The 25,422-nt window shown below is 35.3% G+C and carries 34 protein-coding genes; 15 read left to right on the plus strand and 19 right to left on the minus strand.

Annotated elements, in window-relative coordinates; translation table 11 throughout:
• Positions 1 to 10: 10 nt before the first annotated feature.
• From ABXT51_RS01305 to ABXT51_RS01315, 3 genes are read right to left on the minus strand one after another with little or no spacing between them, the layout of a single operon-like run.
• On the minus strand, positions 11 to 214 hold the full coding sequence (locus ABXT51_RS01305) for a hypothetical protein (RefSeq protein WP_416695800.1): 204 nt from the start codon (positions 212 to 214) through the stop codon (positions 11 to 13).
• Positions 178 to 309, minus strand: a complete 132-nt coding sequence (locus ABXT51_RS01310; RefSeq protein ID WP_416695801.1) for a hypothetical protein — start codon at positions 307 to 309, stop codon at positions 178 to 180. The genes ABXT51_RS01305 and ABXT51_RS01310 overlap by 37 nt, the downstream gene beginning before the upstream one ends.
• A 54-nt stretch (positions 310 to 363) precedes the next feature.
• The gene (locus ABXT51_RS01315) at positions 364 to 609 is read right to left on the minus strand and encodes a hypothetical protein (protein WP_271541271.1); all 246 of its coding nucleotides are present in this window, start codon (positions 607 to 609) and stop codon (positions 364 to 366) included.
• Between the two features lie 163 nt (positions 610 to 772).
• On the opposite strand from ABXT51_RS01315, the gene ABXT51_RS01320 reads away from it, so the two are divergent.
• Together ABXT51_RS01320 and ABXT51_RS01325 are read left to right on the plus strand one after the other, a co-directional pair.
• On the plus strand, positions 773 to 1,312 hold the full coding sequence (locus ABXT51_RS01320; RefSeq protein ID WP_271541272.1) for a lipocalin family protein: 540 nt from the start codon (positions 773 to 775) through the stop codon (positions 1,310 to 1,312).
• Positions 1,313 to 1,368: 56 nt separating this feature from the next.
• A complete protein-coding gene (locus ABXT51_RS01325; protein ID WP_416695802.1) occupies positions 1,369 to 1,647 on the plus strand; it encodes a hypothetical protein in 279 nt (92 codons plus the stop codon).
• A 56-nt stretch (positions 1,648 to 1,703) separates the two neighbouring features.
• On the opposite strand, the gene plsY is transcribed toward ABXT51_RS01325, so the two are convergent.
• Positions 1,704 to 2,285 carry a glycerol-3-phosphate 1-O-acyltransferase PlsY gene (gene plsY, locus ABXT51_RS01330; RefSeq protein WP_416695803.1) on the minus strand — a complete coding sequence of 194 codons (582 nt, stop codon included), beginning with the start codon at positions 2,283 to 2,285 and terminating at the stop codon, positions 1,704 to 1,706.
• A gap of 131 nt (positions 2,286 to 2,416) precedes the next feature.
• Here plsY and folB point away from each other — a divergent pair, with 131 nt between their 5' ends.
• The 10 genes from folB (at position 2,417) to hisH (ending at position 9,796) form a co-directional block, all read left to right on the plus strand.
• Positions 2,417 to 2,770 carry a dihydroneopterin aldolase gene (gene folB, locus ABXT51_RS01335; protein WP_416695804.1) on the plus strand — a complete coding sequence of 118 codons (354 nt, stop codon included), beginning with the start codon at positions 2,417 to 2,419 and terminating at the stop codon, positions 2,768 to 2,770.
• On the plus strand, positions 2,770 to 3,264 hold the full coding sequence (gene folK / locus ABXT51_RS01340; RefSeq protein WP_416687439.1) for a 2-amino-4-hydroxy-6-hydroxymethyldihydropteridine diphosphokinase: 495 nt from the start codon (positions 2,770 to 2,772) through the stop codon (positions 3,262 to 3,264). The genes folB and folK overlap by 1 nt, the downstream gene beginning before the upstream one ends.
• Before the next feature lie 11 nt (positions 3,265 to 3,275).
• On the plus strand, positions 3,276 to 3,902 hold the full coding sequence (locus ABXT51_RS01345) for a thiol:disulfide interchange protein DsbA/DsbL (protein WP_271541279.1): 627 nt from the start codon (positions 3,276 to 3,278) through the stop codon (positions 3,900 to 3,902).
• A gap of 5 nt (positions 3,903 to 3,907) precedes the next feature.
• A complete protein-coding gene (thiD, locus tag ABXT51_RS01350) occupies positions 3,908 to 4,687 on the plus strand; it encodes a bifunctional hydroxymethylpyrimidine kinase/phosphomethylpyrimidine kinase (RefSeq protein ID WP_416695805.1) in 780 nt (259 codons plus the stop codon).
• The gene (gene hisC, locus ABXT51_RS01355; protein ID WP_416695806.1) at positions 4,684 to 5,745 is read left to right on the plus strand and encodes a histidinol-phosphate transaminase; all 1,062 of its coding nucleotides are present in this window, start codon (positions 4,684 to 4,686) and stop codon (positions 5,743 to 5,745) included. The genes thiD and hisC overlap by 4 nt, the downstream gene beginning before the upstream one ends.
• The gene (locus tag ABXT51_RS01360; RefSeq protein WP_416695807.1) at positions 5,738 to 6,478 is read left to right on the plus strand and encodes a Nif3-like dinuclear metal center hexameric protein; all 741 of its coding nucleotides are present in this window, start codon (positions 5,738 to 5,740) and stop codon (positions 6,476 to 6,478) included. Before hisC ends, ABXT51_RS01360 begins: the two co-directional genes overlap by 8 nt.
• A 23-nt stretch (positions 6,479 to 6,501) precedes the next feature.
• Positions 6,502 to 7,407 carry an aldo/keto reductase gene (locus ABXT51_RS01365; RefSeq protein ID WP_416695808.1) on the plus strand — a complete coding sequence of 302 codons (906 nt, stop codon included), beginning with the start codon at positions 6,502 to 6,504 and terminating at the stop codon, positions 7,405 to 7,407.
• A 128-nt stretch (positions 7,408 to 7,535) separates the two neighbouring features.
• Complete coding sequence (locus tag ABXT51_RS01370; protein WP_416687449.1) at positions 7,536 to 8,561, plus strand: aspartate-semialdehyde dehydrogenase; 1,026 nt, start codon at positions 7,536 to 7,538, stop codon at positions 8,559 to 8,561.
• Positions 8,562 to 8,575: 14 nt separating this feature from the next.
• Positions 8,576 to 9,157: an imidazoleglycerol-phosphate dehydratase HisB gene (hisB, locus tag ABXT51_RS01375; RefSeq protein ID WP_271541288.1), complete on the plus strand. Its 582-nt coding sequence runs from the start codon at positions 8,576 to 8,578 to the stop codon at positions 9,155 to 9,157.
• A gap of 21 nt (positions 9,158 to 9,178) precedes the next feature.
• The gene (gene hisH / locus ABXT51_RS01380; RefSeq protein WP_416695809.1) at positions 9,179 to 9,796 is read left to right on the plus strand and encodes an imidazole glycerol phosphate synthase subunit HisH; all 618 of its coding nucleotides are present in this window, start codon (positions 9,179 to 9,181) and stop codon (positions 9,794 to 9,796) included.
• 1 nt (position 9,797) lies between these two features.
• Here hisH and ABXT51_RS01385 read toward each other — a convergent pair whose 3' ends face one another.
• From ABXT51_RS01385 to ABXT51_RS01420, 8 genes are all read right to left on the minus strand, one after another.
• Positions 9,798 to 10,217, minus strand: coding sequence for a DUF1841 family protein (locus ABXT51_RS01385; protein ID WP_416695810.1), 420 nt, complete (start codon positions 10,215 to 10,217; stop codon positions 9,798 to 9,800).
• A gap of 14 nt (positions 10,218 to 10,231) precedes the next feature.
• Positions 10,232 to 10,864, minus strand: a complete 633-nt coding sequence (gene nth, locus ABXT51_RS01390; protein WP_416678472.1) for an endonuclease III — start codon at positions 10,862 to 10,864, stop codon at positions 10,232 to 10,234.
• Between the two features lie 77 nt (positions 10,865 to 10,941).
• On the minus strand, positions 10,942 to 12,369 hold the full coding sequence (sbcB, locus tag ABXT51_RS01395) for an exodeoxyribonuclease I (protein ID WP_416695811.1): 1,428 nt from the start codon (positions 12,367 to 12,369) through the stop codon (positions 10,942 to 10,944).
• Positions 12,370 to 12,555: 186 nt separating this feature from the next.
• A complete protein-coding gene (locus ABXT51_RS01400) occupies positions 12,556 to 12,762 on the minus strand; it encodes a cold-shock protein (protein ID WP_114114942.1) in 207 nt (68 codons plus the stop codon).
• Between the two features lie 176 nt (positions 12,763 to 12,938).
• On the minus strand, positions 12,939 to 14,759 hold the full coding sequence (locus tag ABXT51_RS01405; RefSeq protein WP_416695812.1) for a DEAD/DEAH box helicase: 1,821 nt from the start codon (positions 14,757 to 14,759) through the stop codon (positions 12,939 to 12,941).
• A gap of 99 nt (positions 14,760 to 14,858) precedes the next feature.
• Positions 14,859 to 15,407: a thioredoxin family protein gene (locus ABXT51_RS01410; protein WP_416695813.1), complete on the minus strand. Its 549-nt coding sequence runs from the start codon at positions 15,405 to 15,407 to the stop codon at positions 14,859 to 14,861.
• Positions 15,408 to 15,429: 22 nt separating this feature from the next.
• A complete protein-coding gene (locus ABXT51_RS01415) occupies positions 15,430 to 16,167 on the minus strand; it encodes a tRNA threonylcarbamoyladenosine dehydratase (protein WP_271541305.1) in 738 nt (245 codons plus the stop codon).
• On the minus strand, positions 16,167 to 16,862 hold the full coding sequence (locus tag ABXT51_RS01420) for a TatD family hydrolase (RefSeq protein ID WP_416678482.1): 696 nt from the start codon (positions 16,860 to 16,862) through the stop codon (positions 16,167 to 16,169). Before ABXT51_RS01420 ends, ABXT51_RS01415 begins: the two co-directional genes overlap by 1 nt.
• 56 nt (positions 16,863 to 16,918) lie before the next feature.
• On the opposite strand from ABXT51_RS01420, the gene ABXT51_RS01425 reads away from it, so the two are divergent.
• The 3 genes from ABXT51_RS01425 (at position 16,919) to rpsI (ending at position 19,471) form a co-directional block, all read left to right on the plus strand.
• The gene (locus ABXT51_RS01425) at positions 16,919 to 18,511 is read left to right on the plus strand and encodes a phosphoethanolamine transferase (protein ID WP_416695814.1); all 1,593 of its coding nucleotides are present in this window, start codon (positions 16,919 to 16,921) and stop codon (positions 18,509 to 18,511) included.
• Positions 18,512 to 18,635: 124 nt separating this feature from the next.
• On the plus strand, positions 18,636 to 19,064 hold the full coding sequence (gene rplM, locus ABXT51_RS01430; protein WP_271541310.1) for a 50S ribosomal protein L13: 429 nt from the start codon (positions 18,636 to 18,638) through the stop codon (positions 19,062 to 19,064).
• Positions 19,065 to 19,075: 11 nt separating this feature from the next.
• Positions 19,076 to 19,471, plus strand: a complete 396-nt coding sequence (gene rpsI, locus ABXT51_RS01435) for a 30S ribosomal protein S9 (protein WP_271541311.1) — start codon at positions 19,076 to 19,078, stop codon at positions 19,469 to 19,471.
• 72 nt (positions 19,472 to 19,543) lie between these two features.
• Here the strand turns inward: rpsI and ABXT51_RS01440 are convergent, their stop codons facing one another.
• The 7 genes from ABXT51_RS01440 to ABXT51_RS01470 form a co-directional block, all read right to left on the minus strand.
• Positions 19,544 to 20,269 carry a glucosaminidase domain-containing protein gene (locus tag ABXT51_RS01440; RefSeq protein ID WP_416695815.1) on the minus strand — a complete coding sequence of 242 codons (726 nt, stop codon included), beginning with the start codon at positions 20,267 to 20,269 and terminating at the stop codon, positions 19,544 to 19,546.
• A gap of 126 nt (positions 20,270 to 20,395) precedes the next feature.
• Positions 20,396 to 22,165, minus strand: a complete 1,770-nt coding sequence (locus ABXT51_RS01445; RefSeq protein WP_416695816.1) for an ABC transporter transmembrane domain-containing protein — start codon at positions 22,163 to 22,165, stop codon at positions 20,396 to 20,398.
• 37 nt (positions 22,166 to 22,202) lie between these two features.
• Positions 22,203 to 23,177, minus strand: coding sequence for an NAD(P)H-dependent glycerol-3-phosphate dehydrogenase (locus ABXT51_RS01450; protein ID WP_416695817.1), 975 nt, complete (start codon positions 23,175 to 23,177; stop codon positions 22,203 to 22,205).
• 5 nt (positions 23,178 to 23,182) lie between these two features.
• Entirely contained in the window at positions 23,183 to 23,596 is a 414-nt protein-coding gene (locus ABXT51_RS01455; RefSeq protein ID WP_416695818.1) for a rhodanese-like domain-containing protein, read from the minus strand.
• Between the two features lie 2 nt (positions 23,597 to 23,598).
• A complete protein-coding gene (locus ABXT51_RS01460; RefSeq protein ID WP_416695819.1) occupies positions 23,599 to 24,183 on the minus strand; it encodes an aminodeoxychorismate/anthranilate synthase component II in 585 nt (194 codons plus the stop codon).
• A 34-nt stretch (positions 24,184 to 24,217) separates the two neighbouring features.
• Positions 24,218 to 24,931 (minus strand): carboxy-S-adenosyl-L-methionine synthase CmoA, encoded by a 714-nt coding sequence (cmoA, locus tag ABXT51_RS01465; RefSeq protein ID WP_416695820.1) that lies wholly within the window; start codon positions 24,929 to 24,931, stop codon positions 24,218 to 24,220.
• Positions 24,924 to 25,400 carry a chorismate--pyruvate lyase family protein gene (locus tag ABXT51_RS01470; RefSeq protein ID WP_416652511.1) on the minus strand — a complete coding sequence of 159 codons (477 nt, stop codon included), beginning with the start codon at positions 25,398 to 25,400 and terminating at the stop codon, positions 24,924 to 24,926. Before ABXT51_RS01470 ends, cmoA begins: the two co-directional genes overlap by 8 nt.
• Positions 25,401 to 25,422 lie beyond the last annotated feature (22 nt).

The raw sequence follows: 25,422 nt of genomic DNA on the forward strand, positions 1-25,422 counted from the left end.
ATTGTATAGATTAATAATTAACCATACTCTTTTTCTTATCAGGTATCGCTTCTGGAATTAATGATGGATCAGGTGAAGGAAAGACAGTTCCATCTTCACCCTCAGAAGAATCAGATTCTGGCAAAGTTGAAACCTCAATGACTCCGTAACATAATATTTCTCTCTTATCTACTTCATCTAGAATCTTTTTGGGGTTGAAGATGATTCCATCCATCCACAAAGATCATCATTAGACCAATCATCAAGATAACCTGCATGTGAAACATTTAACAAGCTAGTAATAAATAAAATTGAAATGAGTTTTTGCATAAAAAGTCTTTAGCAATGTGCCCAATTAAATTAGGGCACATTTAAAATTGTAGTTTAGACATCTAGCAGTCTTAGAGCGCCATTAAGATAAACTTCAGACATCCCATGATCTCCAGAGCCATGTGCTTTGACACCTTCTTCATGAAGCATAAGTGCAGCAGTAATTAAAGTTGCATACTTTGCTTGATCTAATGTTGCAATTTTATCTTCAACTTGTGATGTTAGCATTGGGCATGCTCCAGCAAAAGCCATAGAAGGCAAAAGTAAAACTATAAAAGTAAGAGAGAGTATTTTTTTCATGTCATCATTCCTAAGTTAATATAAAGGAACGACATTCTACAATAAAATTATTCACTATAAATCCTTTTATAATAGGGTTTATTATGAAATATTTTTTTATAAATTGTGAAATAATGAGAACTAGAATGCACTACCTCAGTTCAAGTTGATATAAAATAATAGAATGAAAAAACTACTCTTAATCTTATTGATATCTCTTGGTTTAATTGGGTGTACTAGTAACCAAATTTTTGTTGGCAGTTCACCAGAGCCTATGCCAGTGGTAGACTATGTCGACCTTGATCGGTTCATGGGCGATTGGTATGTAATTGCTACTATCCCAACTTTTCTCGAAAGGGACGCCTACAATCCCATTGAAACCTATAAGCGTGATAATGATGGAAGTATTGCAACGACTTTTACTTTTAATAAAGGAAGTTTGAACGGTCCAACTAAGATATATCGACCTCGTGGATTTGTTAAAGATAAGCGCACCAACGCGATTTGGGGTATGCAGTTTGTCTGGCCAATAAAGGCGGATTATAGAATTGTGTATTTAGATGATACCTACCAACAAACCATTATTGGGCGAACCAGTCGAGACTATGTATGGATTATGGCGCGAACGCCAACGATTTCCCAAAAAGACTACTCAAGCTTGGTGGCTCGGGTAGATTCCCTTGGGTATGATCTAGATGATTTGCAAAAAGCAACTCATGAATGAGTTACTGAATCAATAGTATTTTTGTAAGGAGAAGTTTTTAGTTAGAAGAAGTAAGAATGGCAAAGTATGGAGTTATCTTAAAATTGAGTTATAAAGGAAAGGCTATTGAAGAGGCAGATGTATCTATCATTGTTGACGCTTTAGACCTAGAAGAAGTATTACGCACCCTAGAAGAAGATATGGAAATTCAAATTGAACTAGAAGATTTTGCAAGTCAGAATTATGGGGAACTTGAGTTTGATGCTTGGAAACCTATAAAGATTTTCCAATTTACCTTGACGCAAGATGGTGATATAGATGAAGATAATGAGCCTTATGTTGTTTGGGAAGTATGAAAAAAATATTAGTCAATAATTCATGACCACACCTCATATCTCATAGTGGACTTTAGCTATGACCCAATAGCTCCCTCATCTCCACTCATAATTCTTTTAATATTTTCGCGATGAGTAAAATAAATAAAAAGATTTATGAGAAAAATTACTAGAGTGGCTTTAAAGTTATGAGTGGTAATAAAATAAAAATATAAAGGAGAAAGTAATGTAGCAGTTAACGCTGCAACAGATGAAATTTTTATTACTTTTGCAACGAAAAGCCAGATAATTGAAAATGTTAATCCCACAAAGAAGTTTAAACCTATTAATCCTCCAAGGTAAGTTGCAACACCTTTTCCTCCTTTAAAGCCATAAAAAATTGGAAATACATGCCCAAGAAATGCACAAAGTAAGATGATTGTTAGCTCAAATAAACTAAAGCCAAAATAATGAGCCAGAATTACTGGTAAAGCTCCCTTTAAGCCATCAAACAACAGAACGAATGCGGCTATTTTTTTACCCCCTATACGAAGAATATTGGTAGCACCAGGGTTTTTAGAGCCTTTAGTTCTTGGGTCTGGGAGGCCCATAATCTTGCAAATAATAATAGCGCTTGAGATTGATCCAAGTAAGTAGCTAGCAATTAGAAAGTAAAACAAGTAGTTCTCCTGATTTTGACCTTAATGAATTTTAGGACTATTTATAAATTATATCAATGAAAACATTTTATTGTAGCAATCAAAGGATTTCTCAAAGGTATCATAATAGTTTTTTTTAGGGTAGATTAAATATGGATATTGTTTTTGTTCAGGGTCTTAAAGTAGATACAGTTATAGGCATTTATGATTGGGAAAGAAAAATTCGCCAAGACATAATATTAGATATAGAGATGTCTTCAGATATTGCTAAAGCAGCAGCTACTGATCATATTGATCAAGCTTTAAACTATAAAAATATTTGTAAGCGTATTATAGGTTTTGTGAAAGAGTCTGAATTTCAACTAGTTGAAACCTTGGCAGAGAGAATTTGCCAGATTATTCTTAATGAGTTTGATGTTAGTTGGGTTAAATTAAAACTAAATAAAGGTGAGGCAATTACTGGAGCTGAGGGTGTTGGAGTAATTATTGAGAGGTCAGCTGGCTAATGAGCTTACTGCACTTTAACATTGGTTCAAACCAAGATAGACGAAAAAATATTCGTTTAGCATTGGATAGTCTTGAATCAAACTTTACAGAAATTACTATGTCATCACTCTTTGAGAGTCCCTCCGAAGGCTTCGTTGGGAGTAAATTTTATAATATTGGCGTTAATGTTGAGACAGATAAAAATATTAATGATGTTGTAAATATTTTGCATGATATTGAAAATACCTTGGGTAGGGATCGTAACTTACCAAAGTTCTCTTCTAGAATAATAGATTTAGATCTTGTTTTATATGATGATGTCATTGATGATAAATTAAATATTCCTCGACGCGATATTTTAAAGTATGCTTTTGTTTTAGCGCCTCTTGCAGAGCTTAATCCAAATGGCATTCATCCTCAGGAAAGAATTTCCTATTTGGATCTTTGGAAGGAGTTCCAATCAAGCAAGGAATTTGACTTAAACCAGTATAATATTGATAAACTTTTTGATTAATGAGTACAAATATGAAAAAAATAACAGCACTATCTTCTCTGATTATTCTTTCAGTTTTTGTGTTTTTTACAAACACCACTCAAGCAGAATTTGTTGCTGGTAAAAATTATATTGTCTTAGATAAGGCAATTGAAACTGAGACTGGCAGTCAAGTGGAAGTTAGAGAACTTTTTTGGTATTTTTGTCCTCATTGTTTCACTGTTCATCCTTTGCTAGATAATTGGTTAAAAACAATGGATAGTTCTGCTCAATTTATTCTTCAGCCGGCAGTTTTTCCAGGTTGGGAGTATGGAGCTAGTTTTTACTATATTCTTGAGGAGTTAGGCGAAGTGGATCGATTACACGGTGCCCTATTTAATGCAATTCATATTCAAAAATTACAATTTAAAACACAACAAGACTTTGTTGCATGGCTCGCTTTTAATGGAGTAGATGAAGAGAAGGCAAATAAAGTTTATAACTCATTCCCAGTAAAAATTGCTGTTAATAAGGCAAAGGCTAATACTTATAAATATCGTATTCCTGGAGTTCCAGCTTTTATTGTAAATGGTAAATATATGGTTAATGGAACTAGTGCGGGAAGTTCTGAGAAAATTTTTGAAGTAATTGACTATCTAATTCAAAAAGAATCTCAATAATAAATATGGCTAGGCTTGAAGCCGATTCAGTTTTATTATTTTCGGGGTTAGACCCATCTGGGGCTGCTGGGGTTTCAGCAGATATTGAAACAATTAATCAATTTGGAGTGACTCCACTTCCAATAATCACTACGCTTACTGCTCAAAATACTCAGCGAGTTCTATCTCTTGAGCCAACAAAAAATAGCCTTTTAGAATTGCAGTTTCAGTTAATTGATGAGGATATTAGTTTTAATACAGTCAAAATAGGACTACTAGGCACATCGTCACAAGTTAAAACTATTTCAAAATTGCTATCTAATAAGCAGGGACTAAATATCGTTCTTGATCCAATAATAAGTTCGAGTACAGATGATATTTTAAGCAGTAAAGAGATGATTGATGCCATGAAGAATGAGCTCATCCCTTTGTGCTTAATAGTGACACCTAATTTAGCTGAATTAAACGCTCTGGCTCCTGGACTCAATGAAGAGTCAGCAATATCTAGTTTAAATTGCCCTTGGGTACTTTTAACAACTTCTGATAGCTCTGAAATTCAAGTTGAACATCGCTTATATCATAATGCTAATTTGGTACGTAAATTTACCTATAAGAAATTGACAGGCCAGTATCATGGTTCTGGATGCACATTATCTAGTGCCATTGCAGCTTTGCTGGCAGATAATGTACCTGTTGAAGATGCCTGTAAAAAGGCTCTTGACTATACCTACCAATCTTTATTAGGCGCTAAAAAGGTTGGTAAAATGCAGTATCATCCAAATAGAACTTTTCCTAAACAATTATGACCTTTATTGATCAATGGCTAAGATCTGATATTAGAAATATCAATGCTTACCATGTTCCTTCTGCAAAGAATATGCTCAAGATGGATGCAATGGAAAGTCCATTTGGTGTTCCTGAAGAATTAAAAGATGATTTCTTAGAGTATATATCAAGATCAGAAGTAAATCGCTATCCAGATGCAAGTGCTGAAGAACTTCAAGCTACTCTAAGAAACTTAATGGGTATCCCAAAAGATTTTGGCGTGCTTCTTGGAAATGGCTCAGATGAGTTAATTCAACTATTGTCACTAGCCTGCAGCAGTGGTGACTTGATAATGAGCTTTGAGCCAAGTTTCGTGATGTACGAACTGGTTTCAAAATTTGCACAATTAAATTATCATGGAATTCCATTGGATGAGAATTTTGATATTGATTTAAACGCTACGCTATTAGCTATTAAAACTAAAAAACCAAAGTTAATTTTTATAGCTTATCCAAACAATCCAACCGGAAATGCTTTTGATTATGATGTGATTAGAGAAATTATTCAGTCTACTGATGCCTTAGTGGTTCTTGATGAAGCTTACTATGCATATTCGGAGCGAAGTTTTTTGACTGAAATTGACAATTTTTCAAACCTAGTGGTACTTAGAACCATTTCCAAAATTGGTTTTGCAGGCTTAAGACTTGGTTTATTAGTCGGAAGCGAAGAAACTATTGAACAATTAAACAAATTACGGCTTCCATATAATATAAATATTTTGACTCAGGTGAGTGCAAATTTTTTACTTAAAGATAGTCAGCGTATTGTAAGTAATGCCAAAATAATTATGAATGAAAGGGGCCGACTTTATGACGCGCTTTCTTTAATTCCAGGGCTTACTGTTTATTCGTCTCAAGCTAATTTTCTTTTAGTAAAGGCTGAAAATGCAAAATCTTTATTAGAATCATTAAAAGAAAGTGGAATTCTTATAAAGGGTTTTGCAATTGGTACGCAATTAGAAAATTTTATACGCATCAGTGTTGCTGAAGCAAAAGAGAATAATGTTCTTTTAGAATGCATCAAGGATTACTATGGTTAATCGTGAAGAGTTAAAAAATTACTGTAATACCTATCTTGATATTGATAAATTTAAGGATTATTGCCCTAATGGACTTCAGATTGAAGGTTCATTAAATATCACTAAAATTGTAAGTGGTGTCAGTGCTAATTTAGAACTAATTGAGAGAGCTATTGAAGAAAAAGCAGATGCTATTTTTGTTCATCACGGTATTTTTTGGGATAACGAATCAAAAACAATATCTGGCGCAAAGAGAGCTAAGATTGCTTTATTACTTAAACACAATATCAATCTTTTTGGTTTTCACCTTCCCCTTGATGACCACTATGAGGTTGGAAATAATGTTGAGCTTGGAAGGCGCTTAGGGATAAAAAATATGGAGCCTGTTGCAGGGGGTTTGCTATGGCAAGGGGAGCTAAATACTAATATAAGTGATTTTTCAAAATTGATTGAAGAAAAACTAGATAGGGCGCCTCAAGTATTTGGCAAACAGAGTGGGAAGATTAAAAAAATTTCTTGGTGTACGGGAGCTGCCCAAGGTTTTATTGAGGATGCAATCAATCTTAACGTCGATTTGTATTTGAGTGGAGAGGTGTCAGAAAAGACCCCTGCAGTTGCTAAAGAAAACAATATTACATTTATTTCTGCTGGCCATCATGCGACAGAAAGATATGGGGTGCAGGCTCTATGCAAACATCTTTGCTCTCAATTCAAATTAAAACACCACTATATTGAAGTTGATAATTCTGTTTAATCTTATTACTATTTGGAGTTAGTATGGAGCGGTTAAATTTTTCTAGTTCTTCTAACTTTAGTCGAATCATTTATGGGATGTGGCGTTTAGCTAATGACGCTAATACATCAACCAAACATATTAGCAACAAAGTTAATTTATGCTTAGATCAGGGAATCACAACGTTTGATCAAGCTGCTGTATATGGTTTATATACTGCTGAAGCATTATTTGGGAGTGTTTTGAAGGAAACTCCATCCTTAAGGCATAAGATTGAAATCGTATCAAAATGCGGCATAGTAAATCCCTCTGATAGATACTCTAGTGCAACATTTAGTCATTATGACACTTCAAGAGAGCATATCTTTGACTCTGTTGATGCATCTTTAAAGAATATGTCTACAGATTATCTAGACCTATTATTAATCCATCGACAAGATCCTTATATGGATCATCTTGAGACTGGAAAGGCGTTAGATGATCTTGTTTTGTCTGGAAAAGTAAAGGAAGTGGGCGTCTCAAACTTTAAGCCTTGGGATTATAGGTTGTTGCAGTCAGGCATGAAAAGCCCATTGATAACAAATCAAATTGAGATGTCTTTAGCTGCAACTGATGCGTTTACAAATGGAGATCTTGCTTTTCATCAAGAGGAAAAAACAACTGTAATGGCTTGGTCACCTCTTGGTGGCGGGAAATTGATGAGTAATAATGGATTACTTGGCAAGGCACTCGCAAAGATTGCAGCTAATCAAAATGTTGATATGGCAGCTGTTGCCGTTGCGTGGATACTAGCTCATCCAGCCAAAATTTGCCCTGTAATGGGTACAAATAATTTAGATAGGATTGCAAAAATTTCTGATGCAATGAAGGTTAAGATGGATCGTGAGACTTGGTTTGAGCTTTATACTGCTGCATTTAATGATGGTGTTCTGCCATGGCGCCTTCCTTAATTTATTTAAAATAACAATACTTTGACTTGTCTGAATGAAATAAATATCCTAAAGTATTGAATATATTTATGAATATTAGTCCCAGTCCTTCGTATAATCTATAGTTTTTTTAGTTTCTTCAAAATATTATGAGCAAAAAATATAACATTGCTATCGTTGGCGCAACTGGTGCGGTTGGGGAAACATTGATCTCAATTCTTGATCAAAGAAAATTTCCTATTGAAAATTTGTACCCACTAGCATCCAAACGCTCGGCTGGAAGCAAGGTTTCATGCCAAGGAAAGTCATGGATTGTTGGGGATCTAGATACTTTTGATTTTTCTAAAGTTCAAATAGGTATATTTTCTGCTGGAGGCGATATTTCAGAAAAATATGCGCCAATTGCTGCTGCACAAGGGTGCATTGTAATTGATAACACATCTCACTTTAGAAGGGATGATGATATTCCGCTGGTTGTTCCAGAGGTTAATCCTCACGCGATAGCTAATTACACTAATCGAAATATTATTTCTAATCCAAACTGTTCAACAATTCAGATGCTCGTTGCTTTAAAGCCGATATATGATGCTGTTGGAATCTCTAGAATTAATGTTGCAACATACCAAGCGGTCTCTGGAAGTGGAAAAGAAGCGATTACTGAGCTTACTAATCAAACTGCTAATTTATTAAATGGCAATGATGTAGAGGTAGATGTTTATACCAAACAAATTGCTTTTAATGCTATTCCACATATTGATACATTTCAAGATAATGGATATACAAGAGAGGAAATGAAAATGGTTTGGGAGACTCAAAAAATATTTGAGGATGATAACCTTCTTGTTAATCCTACTGCAGTAAGGATTCCAGTAGTGTATGGTCATTCAGAAGCTGTTCATATCGAGACTAAAGAAAAAATTACTGCGATTGACGCTCGAAATTTACTTGAAAAAGCAGAAGGTGTCATTGTTATGGACGAAAGAAAAGATGGTGGATATGCAACACCTTTTGTTGAAGCAACCAATACTGACGCTACATATGTAAGCAGAATTAGGGAAGATATCAGTCATGATAAAGGTTTAAATTTATGGGTTGTGTCAGATAATATTAGAAAAGGGGCTGCTCTTAATAGTATTCAAATAGCTGAAATACTCATCAGAGACTATATTGCTTAAGATAAAATCAAATTATGATTACTAAAGAACGCAAGACAAATGAAACTGATATAGCCGTTAGTCTAGAGCTATATGGAAGTGGAAAAGCTGAGATTGAAACAGGCGTTCCATTTTTAGATCACATGCTAGATCAAATTGCTCGCCATGGGTTAATGGACATTTCAATTAAATGTGATGGTGATAATGAAATAGACGATCATCATACGGTTGAAGATGTTGGAATAACTTTTGGACAAGCGTTCTTTGATGCTGTAGGTGATAAAAAAGGATTGACACGTTATGGCCATGCCTATGTTCCTTTAGATGAGGCATTATCAAGAGTAGTTATTGATTTATCTGGCCGACCTGGGCTTGATCTTGGGGTTAAATTTACAAGAGATAGGGTAGGTACATTTGATTTAGATTTAATTAGAGAATTCTTCCAGGGTTTTGTAAATCATGCCCTAGTTACTCTCCATATTGATAATTTGAAAGGCATAAATTCTCATCACCAAGCAGAAACTGTTTTCAAAGCTTTTGGAAGAGCGCTTCGAATGGCCGTGACTCCAGATGAGAGGCAAGCAAATACAATCCCTTCGACCAAGGGCTCACTTTAGAAGACAATTAGGAAGAGCAACATGCAAACAATTGCAATTGTTGACTATGGAATGGGAAATGTACGTTCTGTTCAAAAAGCTATTGAGCATGTAGCGCCAAATGATAAGTGCCTTCTTACTAATAATCCAAAAGTCATAAGAGATTCTGACCGTGTTGTTTTTCCAGGACAAGGGGCGATGGGTTCGTGCATGAGCGCTCTTGCTTCAAATGAACTAATTGATGAAGTTAAATTAGCTTCGAAATCAAAACCATTTCTTGGAATATGCCTTGGCTTGCAATTATTATTTGACTATAGTGAAGAAAATAATACAACTCAAGGGCTTTCAATAGTTCCAGGAAAAGTCATAAAATTTCAAAATAGTGATCTTAAAATACCACATATGGGTTGGAATAGAGTAAACCAAGTAAAGAATCACCCACTATGGCATAAAATTGACAATAACAGTCGCTTTTATAGTGTGCACAGTTATTATGTAGAAGAGGTCGATGAAAGTTGTGTTGCCGGAACGACAGATTATGGACATACTTTTACATCTGCAATTGCAATTGATCAACTCTTTGCCGTGCAATTCCATCCAGAAAAGTCGCAAAGTGATGGGTTGCAACTACTTAAAAACTTTACTAATTGGACACAGTAAATTAGCTTTTGATTAGTTTTTTAAGATTGACTAAATAATTAACTTGATCTAAAGTAGTGTTATTCTTTTGAGAATTGAATATCATTTCGGCTATACATTCCATCATCAGATGTTCAACTTCATGCGTGTCACTATGCTTTGCCATAAGTTTTTTGTATATATCATTAATTCCAATCGGCTGATCAAGTGTGAGCTGATCTTGAAGAGCTAAGTGAAGGTTTATGTGAAGGAATGGATTTGTTTTTCCTTGCTCTGGGAAATATTCTAAATTTATGTCATTAATGAGGGCATGATACTCTGGATGCTTCTGAACTATCAACGCAAGCTGAAGCTCAAGAGGCTCTAGTATTTCGCCATTGATATGTTTTTGCCATGAGCTGGCTAGAAATTCTCTTTGTTTAGATCTATCTTGTGAGAACACTATATCGTTAGATTTTAAAGGTTTTTCTCTTCATACTCACATAAGTCTAAAAGCTTACACTCTGTGCAATGAGGTGATCTCGCCTTACAGACGTATCTTCCATGAAGAATCATTAAATGATGAGCTGGGACTTTAAATTCATCAGGTATGAACTTAATTAGCTTTTTTTCAACTTCTAGAACTGTTTTTCCTGAGGCTATTGCTGTTCTATTGGCTACTCTATATATGTGAGTATCAACTGCAATAGTTGGTTGTCCAAATGCTGTGTTAAGAACTACATTTGCAGTCTTGCGGCCTACGCCAGGAAGCGCCTCTAATTCTTTTCGAGTTTCAGGAACATTTGAGCTATATTTATCTATTAATATCCTGCAAGTTTGAATAATGTGTTTTGCTTTTGAATTAAATAAGCCAATCGACTTAATTGTGTCTCTAAGCGTATCCTCACCTAGCTCAAAAATGCTTTCAGGAGTATTTGCAAGAGGGAATAAGATATCAGTAACTTGATTTACACTTTTATCAGTTGCTTGCGCTGATAATGTCACAGCCACTAATAATTCAAATGATGTTGAGTAGTTCAGTTCAGTTGTCGGGTTTGGAATCTGCTTTAAAAGCCTAGCAAACATTTCACTTCTAGTTTCTGCGTTCATTTGAACCTTTTTTCGTTAAACTAAGGTCGAATATTATACTTAAACTTTACTTATTTTTCAATAGCAAGGTATTTTGATTAAAGAAATGTCTGTGCATAGTTCTCAAGATCTCTCCATAAATTTTGTTTCTCAGGAGATTTTTCTTTTAAGTTAAATAAGCTGCGCTCGAAACTATCTATTGATAAGAAGCCATTCTCACCATTTTGCACTCGTGATTGAACAATTTCAAACCACTGCTCCTGTTCAAATTCATTTAATAACTGGGGATAGTTTCTAGCTTTAAAGTTCAGGAATAATTTTGTGAGCCTCCTATCTTCAAAATTTGGTTCAAAGTGCTTTATTTCCTCTTCTGAAAGGTTTTGAATTTGATTGCATATAGCTCTATCATTATTACTAATAAAGCCATCATATAGAGATTGATCAACATCATTACTTGGCTCTCTTTCCCCTTTATCATTATAAATCGATTGGACCTTTTCTTCAATTTTTTTTATGTTGCTTTGAATGTAAAGTAAATTTTTTAAACAATTCTCCATATTTAAATTAAACTTCTCCACAAGGGCTGGAGACAACTTAAAACTAGTTGAATTTGGACTACATACAAACATCGGACTTTTATTAAAAACTAGTTCATTTAGCTCTAATTTATTGATCCCTTTTGGGAGGTCTGTTTTTTTAGAAAATGTGAGTGTTTTCAATTCATCAATCTCAAGCTCCATTAGAATTTCAGGATCCTGATTAAGATTAAAGACGATTGCGCGATCTGAATAATCGGGGTGATAACATATTGCAGTTACTAATCGAGTAAAAGATGATTTATAGCCAAAGGGTGAGCTTGTTAAAAGCATTGGATGAAGCAAACGAACTTGTCTGCTAACTTCTTTTTTATCGTTTAAGCTAAGGGCATAATCAAAAAACTTGGGCTGACTTTTTTTAATAATAGCTGCAATCCCAATTGTGGCTCTTACATCAGCCATAGCATCATGCGCATTCGTATGCTCAATGTTATTTGCAGGAGCAAGTGTATCCAGTTTGAAAATTGGTCTATTCTTATCATTTTTAACCCACTTAAGGCTTCCCTCTTCTTTGTGAGCATAACAGAAACGTGCAACATTGAGAATGTCCCATCTTGCGTTACCATTTTGCCAATGCCAAGAATATGGGTCTATGAAATTTCTAAATAGAGTGTGCCTTGTAAATTCATCATCAAATGCTATAGAGTTGTAACCAACAGTGCATGTCTCAGGTTTTGAAAATTCTTGATGTATCTTTTTGATAAACTCATGTTCTATTAATCCTTTTTTCTCACATAATTGTGGCGTTATGCCTGTGACTGCGCATGCCTCAGGTGCAGGCAAGGAATCATGGGTTGGTTTACAGTAGAACATATGTTCTTCAAGAATATTAAGATTTTCATCAGTTCTAATGCCAGCAAACTGTGCAATTCTTTGAACTTTTGGCGATAATCCAAAAGTTTCATAATCGTACCAATAGAATGTTTTCATAGATTGTTTTTTTGGATTAATTATATATGTAACAAATACTTGTAATTGAAAGAGATATTATTTTGACTAAAAAAATGAGGTCATAGAGGTTTTAAACGATACAAGATTAAATGAAAGCAATTTGATTTAAGACAGGCAATAAAAAACCCAGCACTTAGGCTGGGTTTTCATTAAATAATTCTTAAATTATTTTGGTACTACGTTGGCAGCTTGAGGTCCTTTGGCGCCATCTTCAAGTTCAAATTCAACTTCTTGACCTTCTTCTAGTGATTTGTAACCATCACCTTGGATTGCTCTGAAGTGAACGAACACATCGTCACCACTTTCTTGCTCAATAAAACCAAAACCTTTTTTTGCGTCAAACCATTTAACGCGTCCTGTTGTTGTAGACATTCCGTCTCCTAAAAATAAATAAAACATGGAAAAGACGCAACCAACCCAAATTACTGTGAAACCGACTTACTACGAAGCAACAACACACTATTAAATTAGCTGTATTTTAACCAGCAATGTGATTTTAACCTATATTTTTGCCTTAAATACGCCTATTTGCTTGTAATTAGTAGCAATTAATCTTTTCTTTTTGGCTTGCCTCGTGAGAATTTCTTATCTTTATGTCTATTAGGCCTATCTCCACCTTTGCCTCTTGGCTTTCTCTCAAACTTCCTTTCACCACCCCTTCTTGAAGAATTTCTTTTAAAATCATCACTTTTTTGTTGAGGAGAGGTTGTGTTATTTTTCTCTGATAGCTCTTCAATATTAAGTTTTTTATCAAAAACCCTAGTTTTTTTCAAAATAGCAAGCGTTTCTTTTGTCATTTCATCGGGTAGATCAATTGTGGTAAAGTCTTGAAATATTTGGATTGCTCCAATAAACTCACTACTAATTTCAGCCTCATTAGCTATTGCACCCAAGACGTTACCCGGCTTAATGTTATCTTTATGACCAATAGCTAGCCTATACCTTCGCATTTTAATTGAAGGGTTATTTTTTAGCGGATCTGCATGAACTGAAATAGAAATTTTAGCCTTACTGCCTTCCTTAAATGAGCCTTGGCTTAACTCCTTTTCACTAAGAAGTAATGGCTCTGTACCTTGCGCCATCAATGCTAATGCTGATGCTATTTTAAAGGCATCAACTTCATGCTCTTTTTGGAAACTTAGGATGAGTTCTTCAAAGATTCCCAACTCTTGATTATTAAGAGTATCACTTATTCTTTGTTTAAAATTTGTTACCCTTTGCTCATTAATAATTTTGGCAGAAGGAAGCTGCATTGGTGTGATTGGTTGACGCGTAATTCTTTCAATTGTCTGAAGCATTCTTCTTTCTCTTGGCGCTACAAATAGTATTGCTTTTCCTTCCCTACCTGCTCTACCTGTTCTTCCAATTCTGTGAACATAAGACTCTGGGTCTTGAGGAATATCATAATTCACAACATGAGAAATTCGCTCAACATCTAATCCTCTAGCGGCTACATCTGTGGCAATTAGAATATCAATTTTCCCTTTTTTAAGTTGCTGGATTGTTCGCTCTCTTTGATTTTGAGCAATATCACCATTAATCGCTTCAGATGAAAAACCTCTTGCAGATAATTTTTCTGCCAAATCTACTGTTGCTGTTTTTGTTCTTACAAATATTAAAAGTGCATCAAATGTTTCTACTTCTAAGATTCGAGTCAACGCATCTAGCTTATTAACGCCACTAACCAGCCAATATCTTTGACTAATTGTTTGCGCTGTAGCGGTTTTTGTTTTTATCTTAACTATTTTTGGATCGTTTAAGAATTTTTCTGCAACTCTTCTTATTACGTCAGGCATTGTTGCTGAAAAAAGTGCAATTTGACGTTCTTTCGGCAGCTTTTCCATTACCCACTTTACATCATCAATAAAACCCATTCTTAACATTTCATCAGCCTCATCAAGCACCAATGCTTTTAGTGAGCCAAGCTTAAGGGTGCCTTTTTTTATATGGTCCATTACTCTTCCAGGAGTTCCTACAACAACATGGACTCCTCTTTTTAATGGCCTTAGCTGAATATCATAAGACTGTCCACCATATATAGGAAGTACATGCAGTCCTTTAAGATGCCTAGCATAGGTTTGAATGGCCTCTGAAACTTGGATTGCTAGCTCCCTTGTCGGGGTTAACACTAAAAGCTGAACTTGATTAGTACTAATATCAATTCTATCAATTAATGGGAGTGAAAATGCTGCTGTTTTGCCAGTACCAGTTTGCGCCTGTCCAATAACATCGTGACCATTTAGCAAGTAAGGTATACACTGCTCTTGAATTGCTGAAGGCGTTTCATAACCAACTTCATCAAGCACCTTTATTAAGGCCTCGGAAAGACCAAAACTTTTAAAATTTACGCTTGATTCATGTTCAGACATGTGAAGTGGGGGGAGTAAAAAGGTGCGTATTATACCTTAATTTGAAATTTTACATCTATAACCAGTATTTATCACTAGCATGAAGCTTATAAAAATAAATTAAAACCATTTGATTGAGCAGCCTATTGAGGGAGTCTGATGGCTAGGACCATTTCCTGAAATTGCAATTTCTTTCATGGCCTCAAATAACTCTCTTTTCGCTCCATCAACTGACTCTTTTCTTGACTCATTAAGTCTCCCACGATATTGGAGTCCAAGGTTTTTGTTATAACCAAAAAAGTCTGGTGTACATACAGCGCCAAATGCTTTTGCCACTTCCTGCGTTTCGTCAATTAGATATGGAAAAGGAAAATTTAAATCGGAAGAAATTTTTTTCATATTTTCAAATGAATCTTCTTCATATTCATTAGGGTCATTTGACATTATGCCGACACTATTTATGCCTAATTCAGAAAGCTCTTTTGTGTCAAGAATTATTTGATCAATAATTGATTTGACATAAGGGCAGTGGTTACAGATAAACATTACTAGCAAGCCATTGGATCCTTTAAGACTATTTAAGTCATAAAGCTTCCCATCAACCCCCTTCAGCTCAAATTCAATTGCGGGTAAATTAAAATCACAAATTGGGCTTTCAGTCCTTACCATAATTTTCTCAATATCCTAATGACTATGATTTTAATATAGTTTGGATGATGTGTCCTGCCATCATTAATCCAAAAATATTAGGCATATATGATATTGCTCCATTGACCGCTCTTGGTCTTCCTGGAGGGCATAATTCGTTTTTATCCAAATCTTCATGTGGGAGGGCTTTTATTTGAACCTCTGTGGAATGAACAACTGGAAATTTTAAAGATGCGTGTTTACTTCTGAGTTGTCTTCTTAGCTCTCTAGCAAGACCACAATATTCTGTTTTATCCATTCTAGAGATTGTAACTTTAGTTGGGTCTAGTCTACCCCCAGCTCCCATGCTAGAAATTATTGGTTTACCTGAGCGATTACAGGCATCAATTAAATTTGTCTTACAGGCAATTGCATCAATACAGTCCGCAACAAAATTTAAATCTTCATTCTTGGCTATTGATTCTGCTTCCTTGCTATCAATAAAAAGGTTTTTTTCATTGATTACAGTATCAGGGTTAATATCTCTAAGTCTCTGCGCAAGAACTTTGACTTTTGAGCCACCTAAAGTTGAATGCAGAGCAATTACCTGACGATTAAGATCCGTATTTGAAATAGTATCGTAGTCAATTAAAGTCAACTCTCCAATTCCTGCCCTGCAGAGTGATTCAGCGCATGCTCCTCCAACACCCCCTAATCCAGCAATGACAACATGTGATTCTGCTAATTGAGCTAGGCCTAGTTGGCCAACTAATATTTCAGTACGTGCACAACTTCCTGACATTAATCTATATTAAAAATATTGCGTGTATTTTGGTCACACTGATCAATTACCTCATCAACAGTGAGCTTTTTAATTCTTGCAACCCTCTCAGCTACCTGAATTAATTCATCAGGGTTTTTATGGTCATCAGTTTCAATCACAATAGACTCAATTGGTAAAAACTTCACAATATCATGCAGTTTGTAAGCTTGAGGATTGGTTAATGTATTACCAAAACCAAACGAAAAATTAATTTTCAGTAAATTTTCAGCTTGTTGAATACTGCCTGAATATGCATGAATTACACCTCGAGATTTAGAGTGCGATTTGAGTAAGTCAGTCACATCTTCAGTTGCTTGGACTGAATGAATTATTAAAGGCAGATCAAAGCGAGTTGCCAAAGATATCTGCTCATCAAACATAAATCTCTGCGTATTCTGATCTTTAACTTTAACATAATCAAGGCCACACTCACCAACCGCAACTGGCTTTTCTTCCTCGATACGAACTTCAAGATTGTATAAATCGATCATTTGATGATTTTCAATAAACCAAGGATGAATTCCAAGTGCAAAGTGACTATTATTGTCTGCTGAGCAGCATGCAATAACGCTATCCCAGTTATCTTTCCCAGTTGATGGAACAATAACCCCAGTTGTAGAGCTAGAAGGGGAGTTAACATTATCAAAATCTAAGTGTATATGTGAGTTAAGCATTACTTCCTTTTTAATCTAATGGATAATATAATAATATTTTTTTGTAAACAAAACAAATGAAACTTTTTTCTTATAAATTATCTCAGATTCATCTAGTTTTGATTATTGCAGGTTTTTTAACATTAACCGGTAATTTTACATTTTTCGAAAAAACATTGCTGGTTTATCCTCTTTTTGAGAACTTGTTTTTTTTAGGGTCTTTATTTTTATTTTTATTTACTTTCTTGGCTGCTTTACTGCTTTTGATTTGCTATAGAAGGTCAACTAAGCCAATTTTAATTCTATTACTATTAACTTCATCACTAGTTAGTTACAGTACAAATAATTATGGCATTGTATTTGACCATAACATGATAACCAATACATTTGAAACAGACACTAGTGAATTTCTTGACTTGGTAAATTATAAATCAATTTTATATTTTCTAGTTTTGGGGCTTCTACCTTCCTTTATTGTATTCAAAGTTGAGTTAAAAAAATTAAAGTTAAATGCACAATTTCTTCAGAGGCTTAAATATTTCATAGTTTTGGTAGTTGTTTTTGTAGTGGTTGTCTTGTCATTTTCAAAGCACTACACATCTTTTGCAAGAGAAAATCGTGATTTAAGACTCTATATTAATCCTACATATTATTTATATTCTGCAGCTAAGTTTATTGATTCAAAGATGGTGACTTCTTCAACTCCTTTTAAGGTGATTGGTCTCGATGCACAAATTAACAAGAAGTCTGACAAAAGGCGTTTGGTGATTTTTGTCATAGGAGAGACTGTGAGAAGGGACCATATGTCAATTAATGGTTACAGCCTTCAAACTAATCCTTATTTGGAAAAAGAGGATATCATCTCATTCAAGAATTTGACTTCGTGTGGAACAGATACTGCTTGGTCTGTTCCATGCATGTTTTCTTTACTAGGTCGTGATAAATACTCTCATGAAAAGGGGAAAAATATGAGTAATATTCTCGATCTAATAAGCCATGCAGGTGCCAGTGTTATTTGGTATGAAAACAACTCCAGTTCAAAGAGTGTCGCAGATCGAATTACTTTTGAAGACTATCGAACATCAGAGCAGAATTCTATATGCAATCCTGAGTGCAGAGATGAAGGGATGCTGGTTAATTTACAAAGCTATATTGACGATCAAAATGATAAAGATATTTTGATTATTCTCCACACTATAGGGAGTCATGGTCCAGCTTATTACAAGAGATACCCAAAGGAATTTGAAGTATTTGTTCCTGTATGTAAAACAAGCCAGTTAAACGAGTGTAGTGATCAAGAAATTAGTAATGCTTACGACAATACAATTCTTTATGCAGATTATTTTCTTTCAAAAGTTATAGGGCTTTTAAAGAGAAATTCACAAGAGTCAGATACAGCAATGTTTTATGTTAGTGATCACGGTGAGTCTTTAGGAGAAAACGGTCTTTATTTGCATGGAATGCCATATTTTATGGCCCCAGATGAGCAGATTGATGTTCCAGCATTGATGTGGCTAAATGATTCTATGTCTAACGTTTTTGATGTTGAGTCAATAAAGAATAAAGAAGACCTTCCTCTTTCCCATGATAATTTGTTTCACACTATATTGGGATTAATGGACGTTGAAACTAAGCTTTATGATAAGAGTCTTGATTTAATGGCAGAATAGTCTGGAAATTGTTTCCAATTTTATGTATTGATATTTCATGTGTTTGCCATATGAAAACTTACATCAAGAATAAAAAGTGATTATAATAGTCCGATTATTCTGATCCGACATATAGAAGCAAGTTATGAAAACATTTAGTGCGAAAGCTGAAGAAGTAAAAAGAGAGTGGTTTTTAGTAGATGCAGATGGTAAGACTCTTGGGCGTCTAGCAACTGAAGTTGCATCTCGTCTTCGTGGTAAGCATAAGCCTGAATTTACGCCTCACGTGGATACAGGTGATTATATTGTTATCGTTAATGCGGCTAAAATAACCGTGACTGGAAATAAATTTAATGACAAAATGTATCATCATCATACTGGATATGTTGGTAATCTGAAATCAGTTCCATTTAAAGATCTTCTTGCTAAAAAGCCTGAGGAAGTTATTCAAAAAGCTGTTAAAGGAATGTTGCCAAAAGGCCCATTAGGCAGAGAAATGTTTAGAAAAATGAAGGTTTTTGCTGGTAGTGAACATACCCATCAATCTCAACAACCACAAGTATTGGATATTTAAGGCATATTATTATGGCAGATAAAGAAGTTTTTTACGCAACTGGAAGAAGAAAGACATCAGTTGCCCGTGTTTACATGACTAAAGGTAAGGGTGTTTTTACAGTTAATAAAAAGCCAATGGCTGAATATTTCGGTAGAGAGACATCTTCAATGATTATCAACCAACCCTTGGATGTGGTTGAAATGCATAACAAGTTTGATTTTACTATCATGGTTAAAGGTGGTGGTGATACAGGTCAAGCTGGTGCTATTAGACTGGGAGTTACTAGAGCCTTGATGGCTTATGATGAGGCGACTCGTCCTGGATTACGAAGTGCTGGACTAGTGACACGTGATGCACGTGTAGTTGAGCGTAAGAAGGTTGGTAGGAAGAAGGCGCGTAAGAGTGAGCAGTACTCAAAACGTTAATCTTGCAAACTAAATCTACTTCAAAAAAAACCCGCTACTCGCGGGTTTTTTTATACCTAAATTTCTATTGACTTAGTTTGTATAGTCGTAGCGACCCAGTTGGTTGAATTGGATAACTGATTTAATTGAATCAATATATTCAATGCCAGGAAATGCATAATTACCTAGACCTTCTGCTAGAACGATTCCTTTAATGGGCTGCATATCATTGCGCTGCCTTTCTCTTATCTGTCGAAGCTCTTCATAGGCATAGCTTCGATTAATATTAAGTACATAGTAATCTATGCACTCTTCTAATGAATTAAAACTAGCAACCTCATGCGTTGCACTTACATCTCTTTCTTTAGGAATTATTCCACAACCTTCAGAAAAACACCAGATTCCAAAATAATTATTAAAATCCTTGGCAAATCTTGATCTTCCCCAATTTGACTCATTTGCCGCTTGAGCAAGAACGAGAGAAGGGGGGAGGATATCAATAACTTTTAATAACTCTTCTTGAGTAGCTGGATGTTTGACCCGATACTTTGATGCTAATTTTTCGAGTTCATTGACGTTTAATTCATTATTTAATATAGAATTTCGAAGCTCAATTATCTCAGCATTTTTTTGGTGTATTGCTGGAAGAAGGTAATTAAAAAAAACTTCTTTTCTTACAATAGTGTTTTCAATGGAATCAAAACTAGGCTTAAACGATGAAAGTGATGCTGAAGAAACAAGAGTACTTACTGAAAATAGCGTAACTAAAAGACAGAGGTTTTTTAGAATTTTTTTGATATTTCTATATTTATTGACCATTAATCAATCAATTCACAGTTGAAATTTAAAGTTATTATCCAGTAAAAACAAAGTTTTATCTTTCTAATTTTAAAAATAATAACTAGTCTTTAATTTCCTAATAGATCTTCAAATTATATGACTATGCTAGAAGTTAAATTGAAGTTCACAAAGTTTCTTGTAGAGCTTTGAGCTGGATAATAAGTCTTGATGACTCCCTTCAGCAATTAATCGACCCTTATCGATCAGTAAAATACGATCTGCATGCATAATTGTTGCAAGTCTATGAGCAATTATTAATGTGGTTCTGCCCTCCATTAAGACTTTTAAAGCGTCCTGCACTTTTTGTTCACTGTCTGCATCTAGAGCGCTGGTGGCTTCATCTAGAAGAAGAATCGATGGGTCTTTGAGTATTGCTCTCGCTATAGCAATACGTTGACGCTGGCCTCCTGATAAGCGAACACCTTGCTCACCAAGATAGCTATCAAAGCCATCAGGAAGCTGCTCTATAAACTCTAACGCATAGGCTTCTTTTGCAGCATCCTTTATTTGATTTATATTTGCAGCTGGGTTGCCATATCCAATATTATGCGTGACATCAGCTGAGAATAATGTTGGTTGTTGCGGCACTACTCCAATACTTGAACGAAGAGTCTTAGGATCCAGATCAACTAGGTTAATATCACTAACATCAATACTGCCTTTAGATGGATCATAAAATCTTTGTAGTAGCTCAAAAATAGTTGTCTTGCCTGCACCTGAGAGGCCAACAATTGCAACTGTTTCACCTTCCTTAACTTTAAAAGTAAGTTCTTCAAGAGCTGACTGTTCTGGTCTTGATGGGTAGCTAAAGTGAACATTGTTAAAGCTTAGAGAGAGGGCCCCATTATCTAATTTTCTAGGCGCAGCTGGGGCAAAAATCTTTGATTTTTCTGCGAGTAATTCAAGCAGTCGTTCTGTTGCACCAGCTGCTCTTTGGAGCTGCCCATAAATCTCTGAAATAACAGCAACGGACCTTGCAACCATGATTGCATAAAAAACAAACGCAGCTAGTTCGCCGGCTGTGATTTGTCCATTTGCAACATCTTTAGCGCCAGCCCATATCATAGAGCCTAGGCCCGTAAAAACTAGAATCATTGCCGCTGCAATTAGCAGGGAGCTCTGCATTATTCGCTTTTTTGCAACTGTAAAGGCTTTTTCAACTTCCTCGCTGAATGCTTGAGATTCTTCAGGCTCACGAGTAAAGCTTTGGACTACTTTAATGTTTTGTACTATTTCTCCAGCGTAGGTTCCAATGTCTGCGACTGTGTCTTGACTCTTTCTTGAAAGCGATCTTAAGCGTCGACCATATATTGCCATAGGAAGAAGGATAATGGGGACACTAATAAGAACAATGAGAGCAAGTTTAATGTTGGTAATAATCATCATTGTGAGTCCGCCAAAAAATAGAAGGACGCTACTCAGGGCCATTGATATTGAGAAACCAAAAATAGATTGAAGCAAAGTGGTGTCAGTTGTTAATCGGGCATTTATTTCTCCGCTTCGGTTTACTTCAAAATAATGAGGATGAAGAGTAAGCAGGTGATTAAATACTGCTAGGCGAACATCATTACTGACTCGTTCGCCAATCCATGAGACGAAGTAAAAGCGTATAAAGGTTGCTACTACCATGGTGATTAAAACTACTGCAATGAGTAGCATTGCCTTATTATCAAGCGTATAAATCCCCTCATCTATAAATAATTTAATGCCTTGTCCAAATAATAAAAATGCCAATGAGCTAAAAATGAGCGCAATAATAGCAATTAAGGCAATTTTTTTATAGGGTCTTAAAAAGGGTGCTAATCGAAGCAGGAGACGTAAGTCTTGCTTCTGAATATTTTCAGTACTAGAAATTTTTCTGTTAATTAGGCTCATTTTTTAGGCACGCCTTAAGGGTTTTATTTGAATTGGGTTACTCTTCCCTAGGCTTTCTTAAAAGGAGCTCATTAACAGCCTCCCTGGGAGTGGTCCTACCTTCGGTTACTGCAAGAACTTGTTCGCAAATTGGCATTTCGATTTGATGATTATTTGCAATCATAATTACCAGCTCTAAAGCTTTAAACCCTTCAACTGTAGCATTGATATTTTTTAGAGCTTTATCGGTAGGTATATTATTAGCCAGTTCTTTACCAAAACGACGATTTCTAGATAAATCATCCGAGCAGGTGAGAACTAAATCACCCATTCCAGAGAGTCCTTGGAAAGTAACCTTATCTGCTCCAAGAGCTACGCCTAGTCGCGTCATTTCTGCCAAGCCTCTTGTAATCAGAGCGGCTTGTGTATTTGCACCAAAACCAAGTCCATTTGCAATTCCGGCAGCAATTGCTAGAATATTTTTTACAGAGCCACCAACTTGAACACCAACTATATCAGAATTTGTATAAGCCCGTAAATTGTTAGTTTGTATTGTTTCAGCCCAAAAATCTCTTGTTATTTTATCTTGAGAGGCAACAACTATGGCTGCAGGTTTTTTTTCAACAATTTCTGCAGCAAAAGTTGGCCCAGATATTGCGCAGGGATGATGACTAGGAAATTTTTGACTAAACGATTCGTGAAGGAGTTGCCCATTGTCTGGATCAAACCCTTTTGTTACCCAAGCAATCGGTTTACTTTTTACATGAGAGCTGAGGTTTTTAAGTACGCTATTAAATGATGAGCTTGGGGTTGCAATAAGAACGGCTTGCGATTCCTCAATAACCTCAAAGCTATTGCCTATACAGATGTTAGAGTTAAACGGGACGGATAGTGCTTCATGCTGATTACCTAGTCCTTTAGTGTTTGCTTTATCTTTTGTAATTAGAAAAATTTTTTCAAATTCTTTACTTAGAGCAATTGCAAGAGCACTTCCCCATGCACCAGCTCCAATAATCGCTAAAGATTTTTTCATATTAGTTATTTTTGAATTGGTAATTCAGCTTTTTGCCAAGCATTAAAGCCGCCTTTTAGGCTAGATACATTTTGAAATTCATTTTTAGAGAGAAAGCCTGAAATTTGATCAGATCGAGTGCCACTTTTACAATAGACAAGTATATTTTTTGATTTATCAAGTGAGCCCATTTTATTTTTAACTTGGCTCATAGGGATATTAATGTCATTATTAATAAATCCAGAAGAGCGTTCTTTTTCTTCACGCACATCTAGAATGATCAGCTCATCATCATCCATCAAAGAAACTGCAGTATGGGTATCAACTACTGCATATTTTTTAAACGTGTCTCCATAGATGTTTACTATAAGAAGAATAATAAGAGCAAGTAAGGTTCCAGTGAGTAAAAGCTCACCTTGTAAAAATTGAATTAATTCCATGATTATTGATTGTCCTGTAAAAAAGTATTAAGCATTTGATGTCCATGTTCTGTGAGAATAGATTCAGGATGAAATTGGACACCTTCAATTGGGTAAGAGTTATGACGAACACCCATTATTTCTTCAATATCTCCAGACTCTGTATTAGTCCAAGCGGTTACCTCAAAGCAATCTGGTAAGGTCGTCTTTTCGGCTACTAGTGAGTGGTAACGAGTTGCATTAAGAGGATTTTTAAGGCCTTTAAAAACGCTCTTAGAGGTGTGATGAACAGGTGAAACTTTACCATGCATAATCTTCTGGGCGCCAATAATATTTCCACCAAATGATTGAACAATTGCCTGAAAACCTAAACATACGCCTAGTATAGGAAACTTTCCAGCAAACTTTTTGATTAGCTCTAAAGAAATTCCAGCTTCATTTGGAGTGCATGGGCCTGGCGATATTACGATATAGTTAGGGTTTAAACTTTCAATCTCATTAATAGAGATTTCATCATTTCTATAGACGACAACTTCTTGACCAAGTTCACCAAAATACTGAACCAAGTTATAAGTAAATGAATCGTAGTTGTCGATCATTAGTAACATAGAAAAACCTAATTTAAAGCCGATTAAACGAAGTTTATTTTACAGATAAAAATGATACAAAGTTGAGGCACTGAAAGTAGCAGCTAGTCTCCCTAAAGCCACAATCTCTTAGTCGGTCAATATGAGTTTTTTTAGTTTCAGTATTCATCACGTTTTCAATCGCTTGTCGTTTGTTTGCAATTTCAAGCTCGCTATAGCCATTTTCCCTTTTAAAATCTAAGTGAAGCTTTGTAATATGATCTTGTGTTTCAGGATCCTCAAAGTGTATCTTTTCACTAATTATTAATACGCCTCCAGGGTTTAGGCCATCATATATTTTTTTTAAGAGCGCAGCTCTTGCTCCAACATCAATAAACTGAAGCGTTAAGTTCAAAACAACAATAGACGCATCATTGATCTCGGTGTCAGTAATGTCTGAACAAAGCACTTGCAAGTTATCAATTTTATTAGATAAGTTTGCTTGACATTTTTTTACCATTTCAGCTGAGTTATCAATAGCAATAAATTTGTTATTTTTATTTTTATTATTTAGTGCTAGCGCAAGTGATATTGCTCCTGTCGACGAGCCAAGATCATAATAGTTAGTATTATCTTGCCCATACATTCTGGCGACAAGGCCAACCATTTGAATCATAGAGTCATATCCAGGAACAGATCTTCTAACCATATCATCAAATACCTTAACCACATCTGCATCGAAACGAAAATCAGCTATATCAACAATACTGTTAAACAATTTATCACGCATAAAGTGACTCCAAAAAAATTTCAGAAACAAGTAATTTGGTTTTCCCAATTTTAAAAGTTGAACGCCTGGCCCATGATTTATTGAAACTTCCAACTTCAAGATGACCACGTTTAATCTCAGGATCATTAAATAAAATTTCTCCCAATGGCTTGGCTCCAATTTTTAGAATTTCACTTGTATCTGCTGTCAACGGGATTAATGAGCGCGCAATAACAACGGGTCTTTGAGATCCAATAAGCTCAACTTCTCTTACAATAAAAGTCTGATTATTACTAGCTGCGAGAAGCTTTAATTCGCAATCATAGGGATTATCTTGCTCTTGAGAGAGAACATTAACTTTGAAATCTTCATATTTATCTCTAAGTTTAGCAGTTAAAGATTGGCCATCCAGTAGCCAGTTGCAGACGTGCTCAGGAACCCCTTCTTGAGGATTAAAAATTCGCCATTGAAACTTATCTGGATTGAACATAGGTTAGGTATTTTACAAGAGT

This window comes from Candidatus Pseudothioglobus sp. Uisw_050_01 (assembly GCF_048085775.1).
Taxonomy (GTDB): domain Bacteria; phylum Pseudomonadota; class Gammaproteobacteria; order PS1; family Pseudothioglobaceae; genus Pseudothioglobus.

What these genes read in the sequence shown, in the direction of transcription:
- ABXT51_RS01305 (WP_416695800.1), bottom strand. Translation starts at nt 214, where the DNA reads ATGGATGGAATCATCTTCAACCCCAAAAAGATTCTAGATGAAGTAGAT.
- ABXT51_RS01310 (WP_416695801.1), bottom strand. Translation starts at nt 309, where the DNA reads ATGCAAAAACTCATTTCAATTTTATTTATTACTAGCTTGTTAAATGTT.
- ABXT51_RS01315 (WP_271541271.1), bottom strand. Translation starts at nt 609, where the DNA reads ATGAAAAAAATACTCTCTCTTACTTTTATAGTTTTACTTTTGCCTTCT.
- ABXT51_RS01320 (WP_271541272.1), top strand. Translation starts at nt 773, where the DNA reads ATGAAAAAACTACTCTTAATCTTATTGATATCTCTTGGTTTAATTGGG.
- ABXT51_RS01325 (WP_416695802.1), top strand. Translation starts at nt 1,369, where the DNA reads ATGGCAAAGTATGGAGTTATCTTAAAATTGAGTTATAAAGGAAAGGCT.
- folB (WP_416695804.1), top strand. Translation starts at nt 2,417, where the DNA reads ATGGATATTGTTTTTGTTCAGGGTCTTAAAGTAGATACAGTTATAGGC.
- folK (WP_416687439.1), top strand. Translation starts at nt 2,770, where the DNA reads ATGAGCTTACTGCACTTTAACATTGGTTCAAACCAAGATAGACGAAAA.
- ABXT51_RS01345 (WP_271541279.1), top strand. Translation starts at nt 3,276, where the DNA reads ATGAAAAAAATAACAGCACTATCTTCTCTGATTATTCTTTCAGTTTTT.
- thiD (WP_416695805.1), top strand. Translation starts at nt 3,908, where the DNA reads ATGGCTAGGCTTGAAGCCGATTCAGTTTTATTATTTTCGGGGTTAGAC.
- hisC (WP_416695806.1), top strand. Translation starts at nt 4,684, where the DNA reads ATGACCTTTATTGATCAATGGCTAAGATCTGATATTAGAAATATCAAT.
- ABXT51_RS01360 (WP_416695807.1), top strand. Translation starts at nt 5,738, where the DNA reads ATGGTTAATCGTGAAGAGTTAAAAAATTACTGTAATACCTATCTTGAT.
- ABXT51_RS01365 (WP_416695808.1), top strand. Translation starts at nt 6,502, where the DNA reads ATGGAGCGGTTAAATTTTTCTAGTTCTTCTAACTTTAGTCGAATCATT.
- ABXT51_RS01370 (WP_416687449.1), top strand. Translation starts at nt 7,536, where the DNA reads ATGAGCAAAAAATATAACATTGCTATCGTTGGCGCAACTGGTGCGGTT.
- hisB (WP_271541288.1), top strand. Translation starts at nt 8,576, where the DNA reads ATGATTACTAAAGAACGCAAGACAAATGAAACTGATATAGCCGTTAGT.
- hisH (WP_416695809.1), top strand. Translation starts at nt 9,179, where the DNA reads ATGCAAACAATTGCAATTGTTGACTATGGAATGGGAAATGTACGTTCT.
- nth (WP_416678472.1), bottom strand. Translation starts at nt 10,864, where the DNA reads ATGAACGCAGAAACTAGAAGTGAAATGTTTGCTAGGCTTTTAAAGCAG.
- sbcB (WP_416695811.1), bottom strand. Translation starts at nt 12,369, where the DNA reads ATGAAAACATTCTATTGGTACGATTATGAAACTTTTGGATTATCGCCA.
- ABXT51_RS01400 (WP_114114942.1), bottom strand. Translation starts at nt 12,762, where the DNA reads ATGTCTACAACAACAGGACGCGTTAAATGGTTTGACGCAAAAAAAGGT.
- ABXT51_RS01405 (WP_416695812.1), bottom strand. Translation starts at nt 14,759, where the DNA reads ATGTCTGAACATGAATCAAGCGTAAATTTTAAAAGTTTTGGTCTTTCC.
- ABXT51_RS01410 (WP_416695813.1), bottom strand. Translation starts at nt 15,407, where the DNA reads ATGGTAAGGACTGAAAGCCCAATTTGTGATTTTAATTTACCCGCAATT.
- ABXT51_RS01415 (WP_271541305.1), bottom strand. Translation starts at nt 16,167, where the DNA reads ATGTCAGGAAGTTGTGCACGTACTGAAATATTAGTTGGCCAACTAGGC.
- ABXT51_RS01420 (WP_416678482.1), bottom strand. Translation starts at nt 16,862, where the DNA reads ATGCTTAACTCACATATACACTTAGATTTTGATAATGTTAACTCCCCT.
- ABXT51_RS01425 (WP_416695814.1), top strand. Translation starts at nt 16,919, where the DNA reads ATGAAACTTTTTTCTTATAAATTATCTCAGATTCATCTAGTTTTGATT.
- rplM (WP_271541310.1), top strand. Translation starts at nt 18,636, where the DNA reads ATGAAAACATTTAGTGCGAAAGCTGAAGAAGTAAAAAGAGAGTGGTTT.
- rpsI (WP_271541311.1), top strand. Translation starts at nt 19,076, where the DNA reads ATGGCAGATAAAGAAGTTTTTTACGCAACTGGAAGAAGAAAGACATCA.
- ABXT51_RS01440 (WP_416695815.1), bottom strand. Translation starts at nt 20,269, where the DNA reads ATGGTCAATAAATATAGAAATATCAAAAAAATTCTAAAAAACCTCTGT.
- ABXT51_RS01445 (WP_416695816.1), bottom strand. Translation starts at nt 22,165, where the DNA reads ATGAGCCTAATTAACAGAAAAATTTCTAGTACTGAAAATATTCAGAAG.
- ABXT51_RS01450 (WP_416695817.1), bottom strand. Translation starts at nt 23,177, where the DNA reads ATGAAAAAATCTTTAGCGATTATTGGAGCTGGTGCATGGGGAAGTGCT.
- ABXT51_RS01455 (WP_416695818.1), bottom strand. Translation starts at nt 23,596, where the DNA reads ATGGAATTAATTCAATTTTTACAAGGTGAGCTTTTACTCACTGGAACC.
- ABXT51_RS01460 (WP_416695819.1), bottom strand. Translation starts at nt 24,183, where the DNA reads ATGTTACTAATGATCGACAACTACGATTCATTTACTTATAACTTGGTT.
- cmoA (WP_416695820.1), bottom strand. Translation starts at nt 24,931, where the DNA reads ATGCGTGATAAATTGTTTAACAGTATTGTTGATATAGCTGATTTTCGT.
- ABXT51_RS01470 (WP_416652511.1), bottom strand. Translation starts at nt 25,400, where the DNA reads ATGTTCAATCCAGATAAGTTTCAATGGCGAATTTTTAATCCTCAAGAA.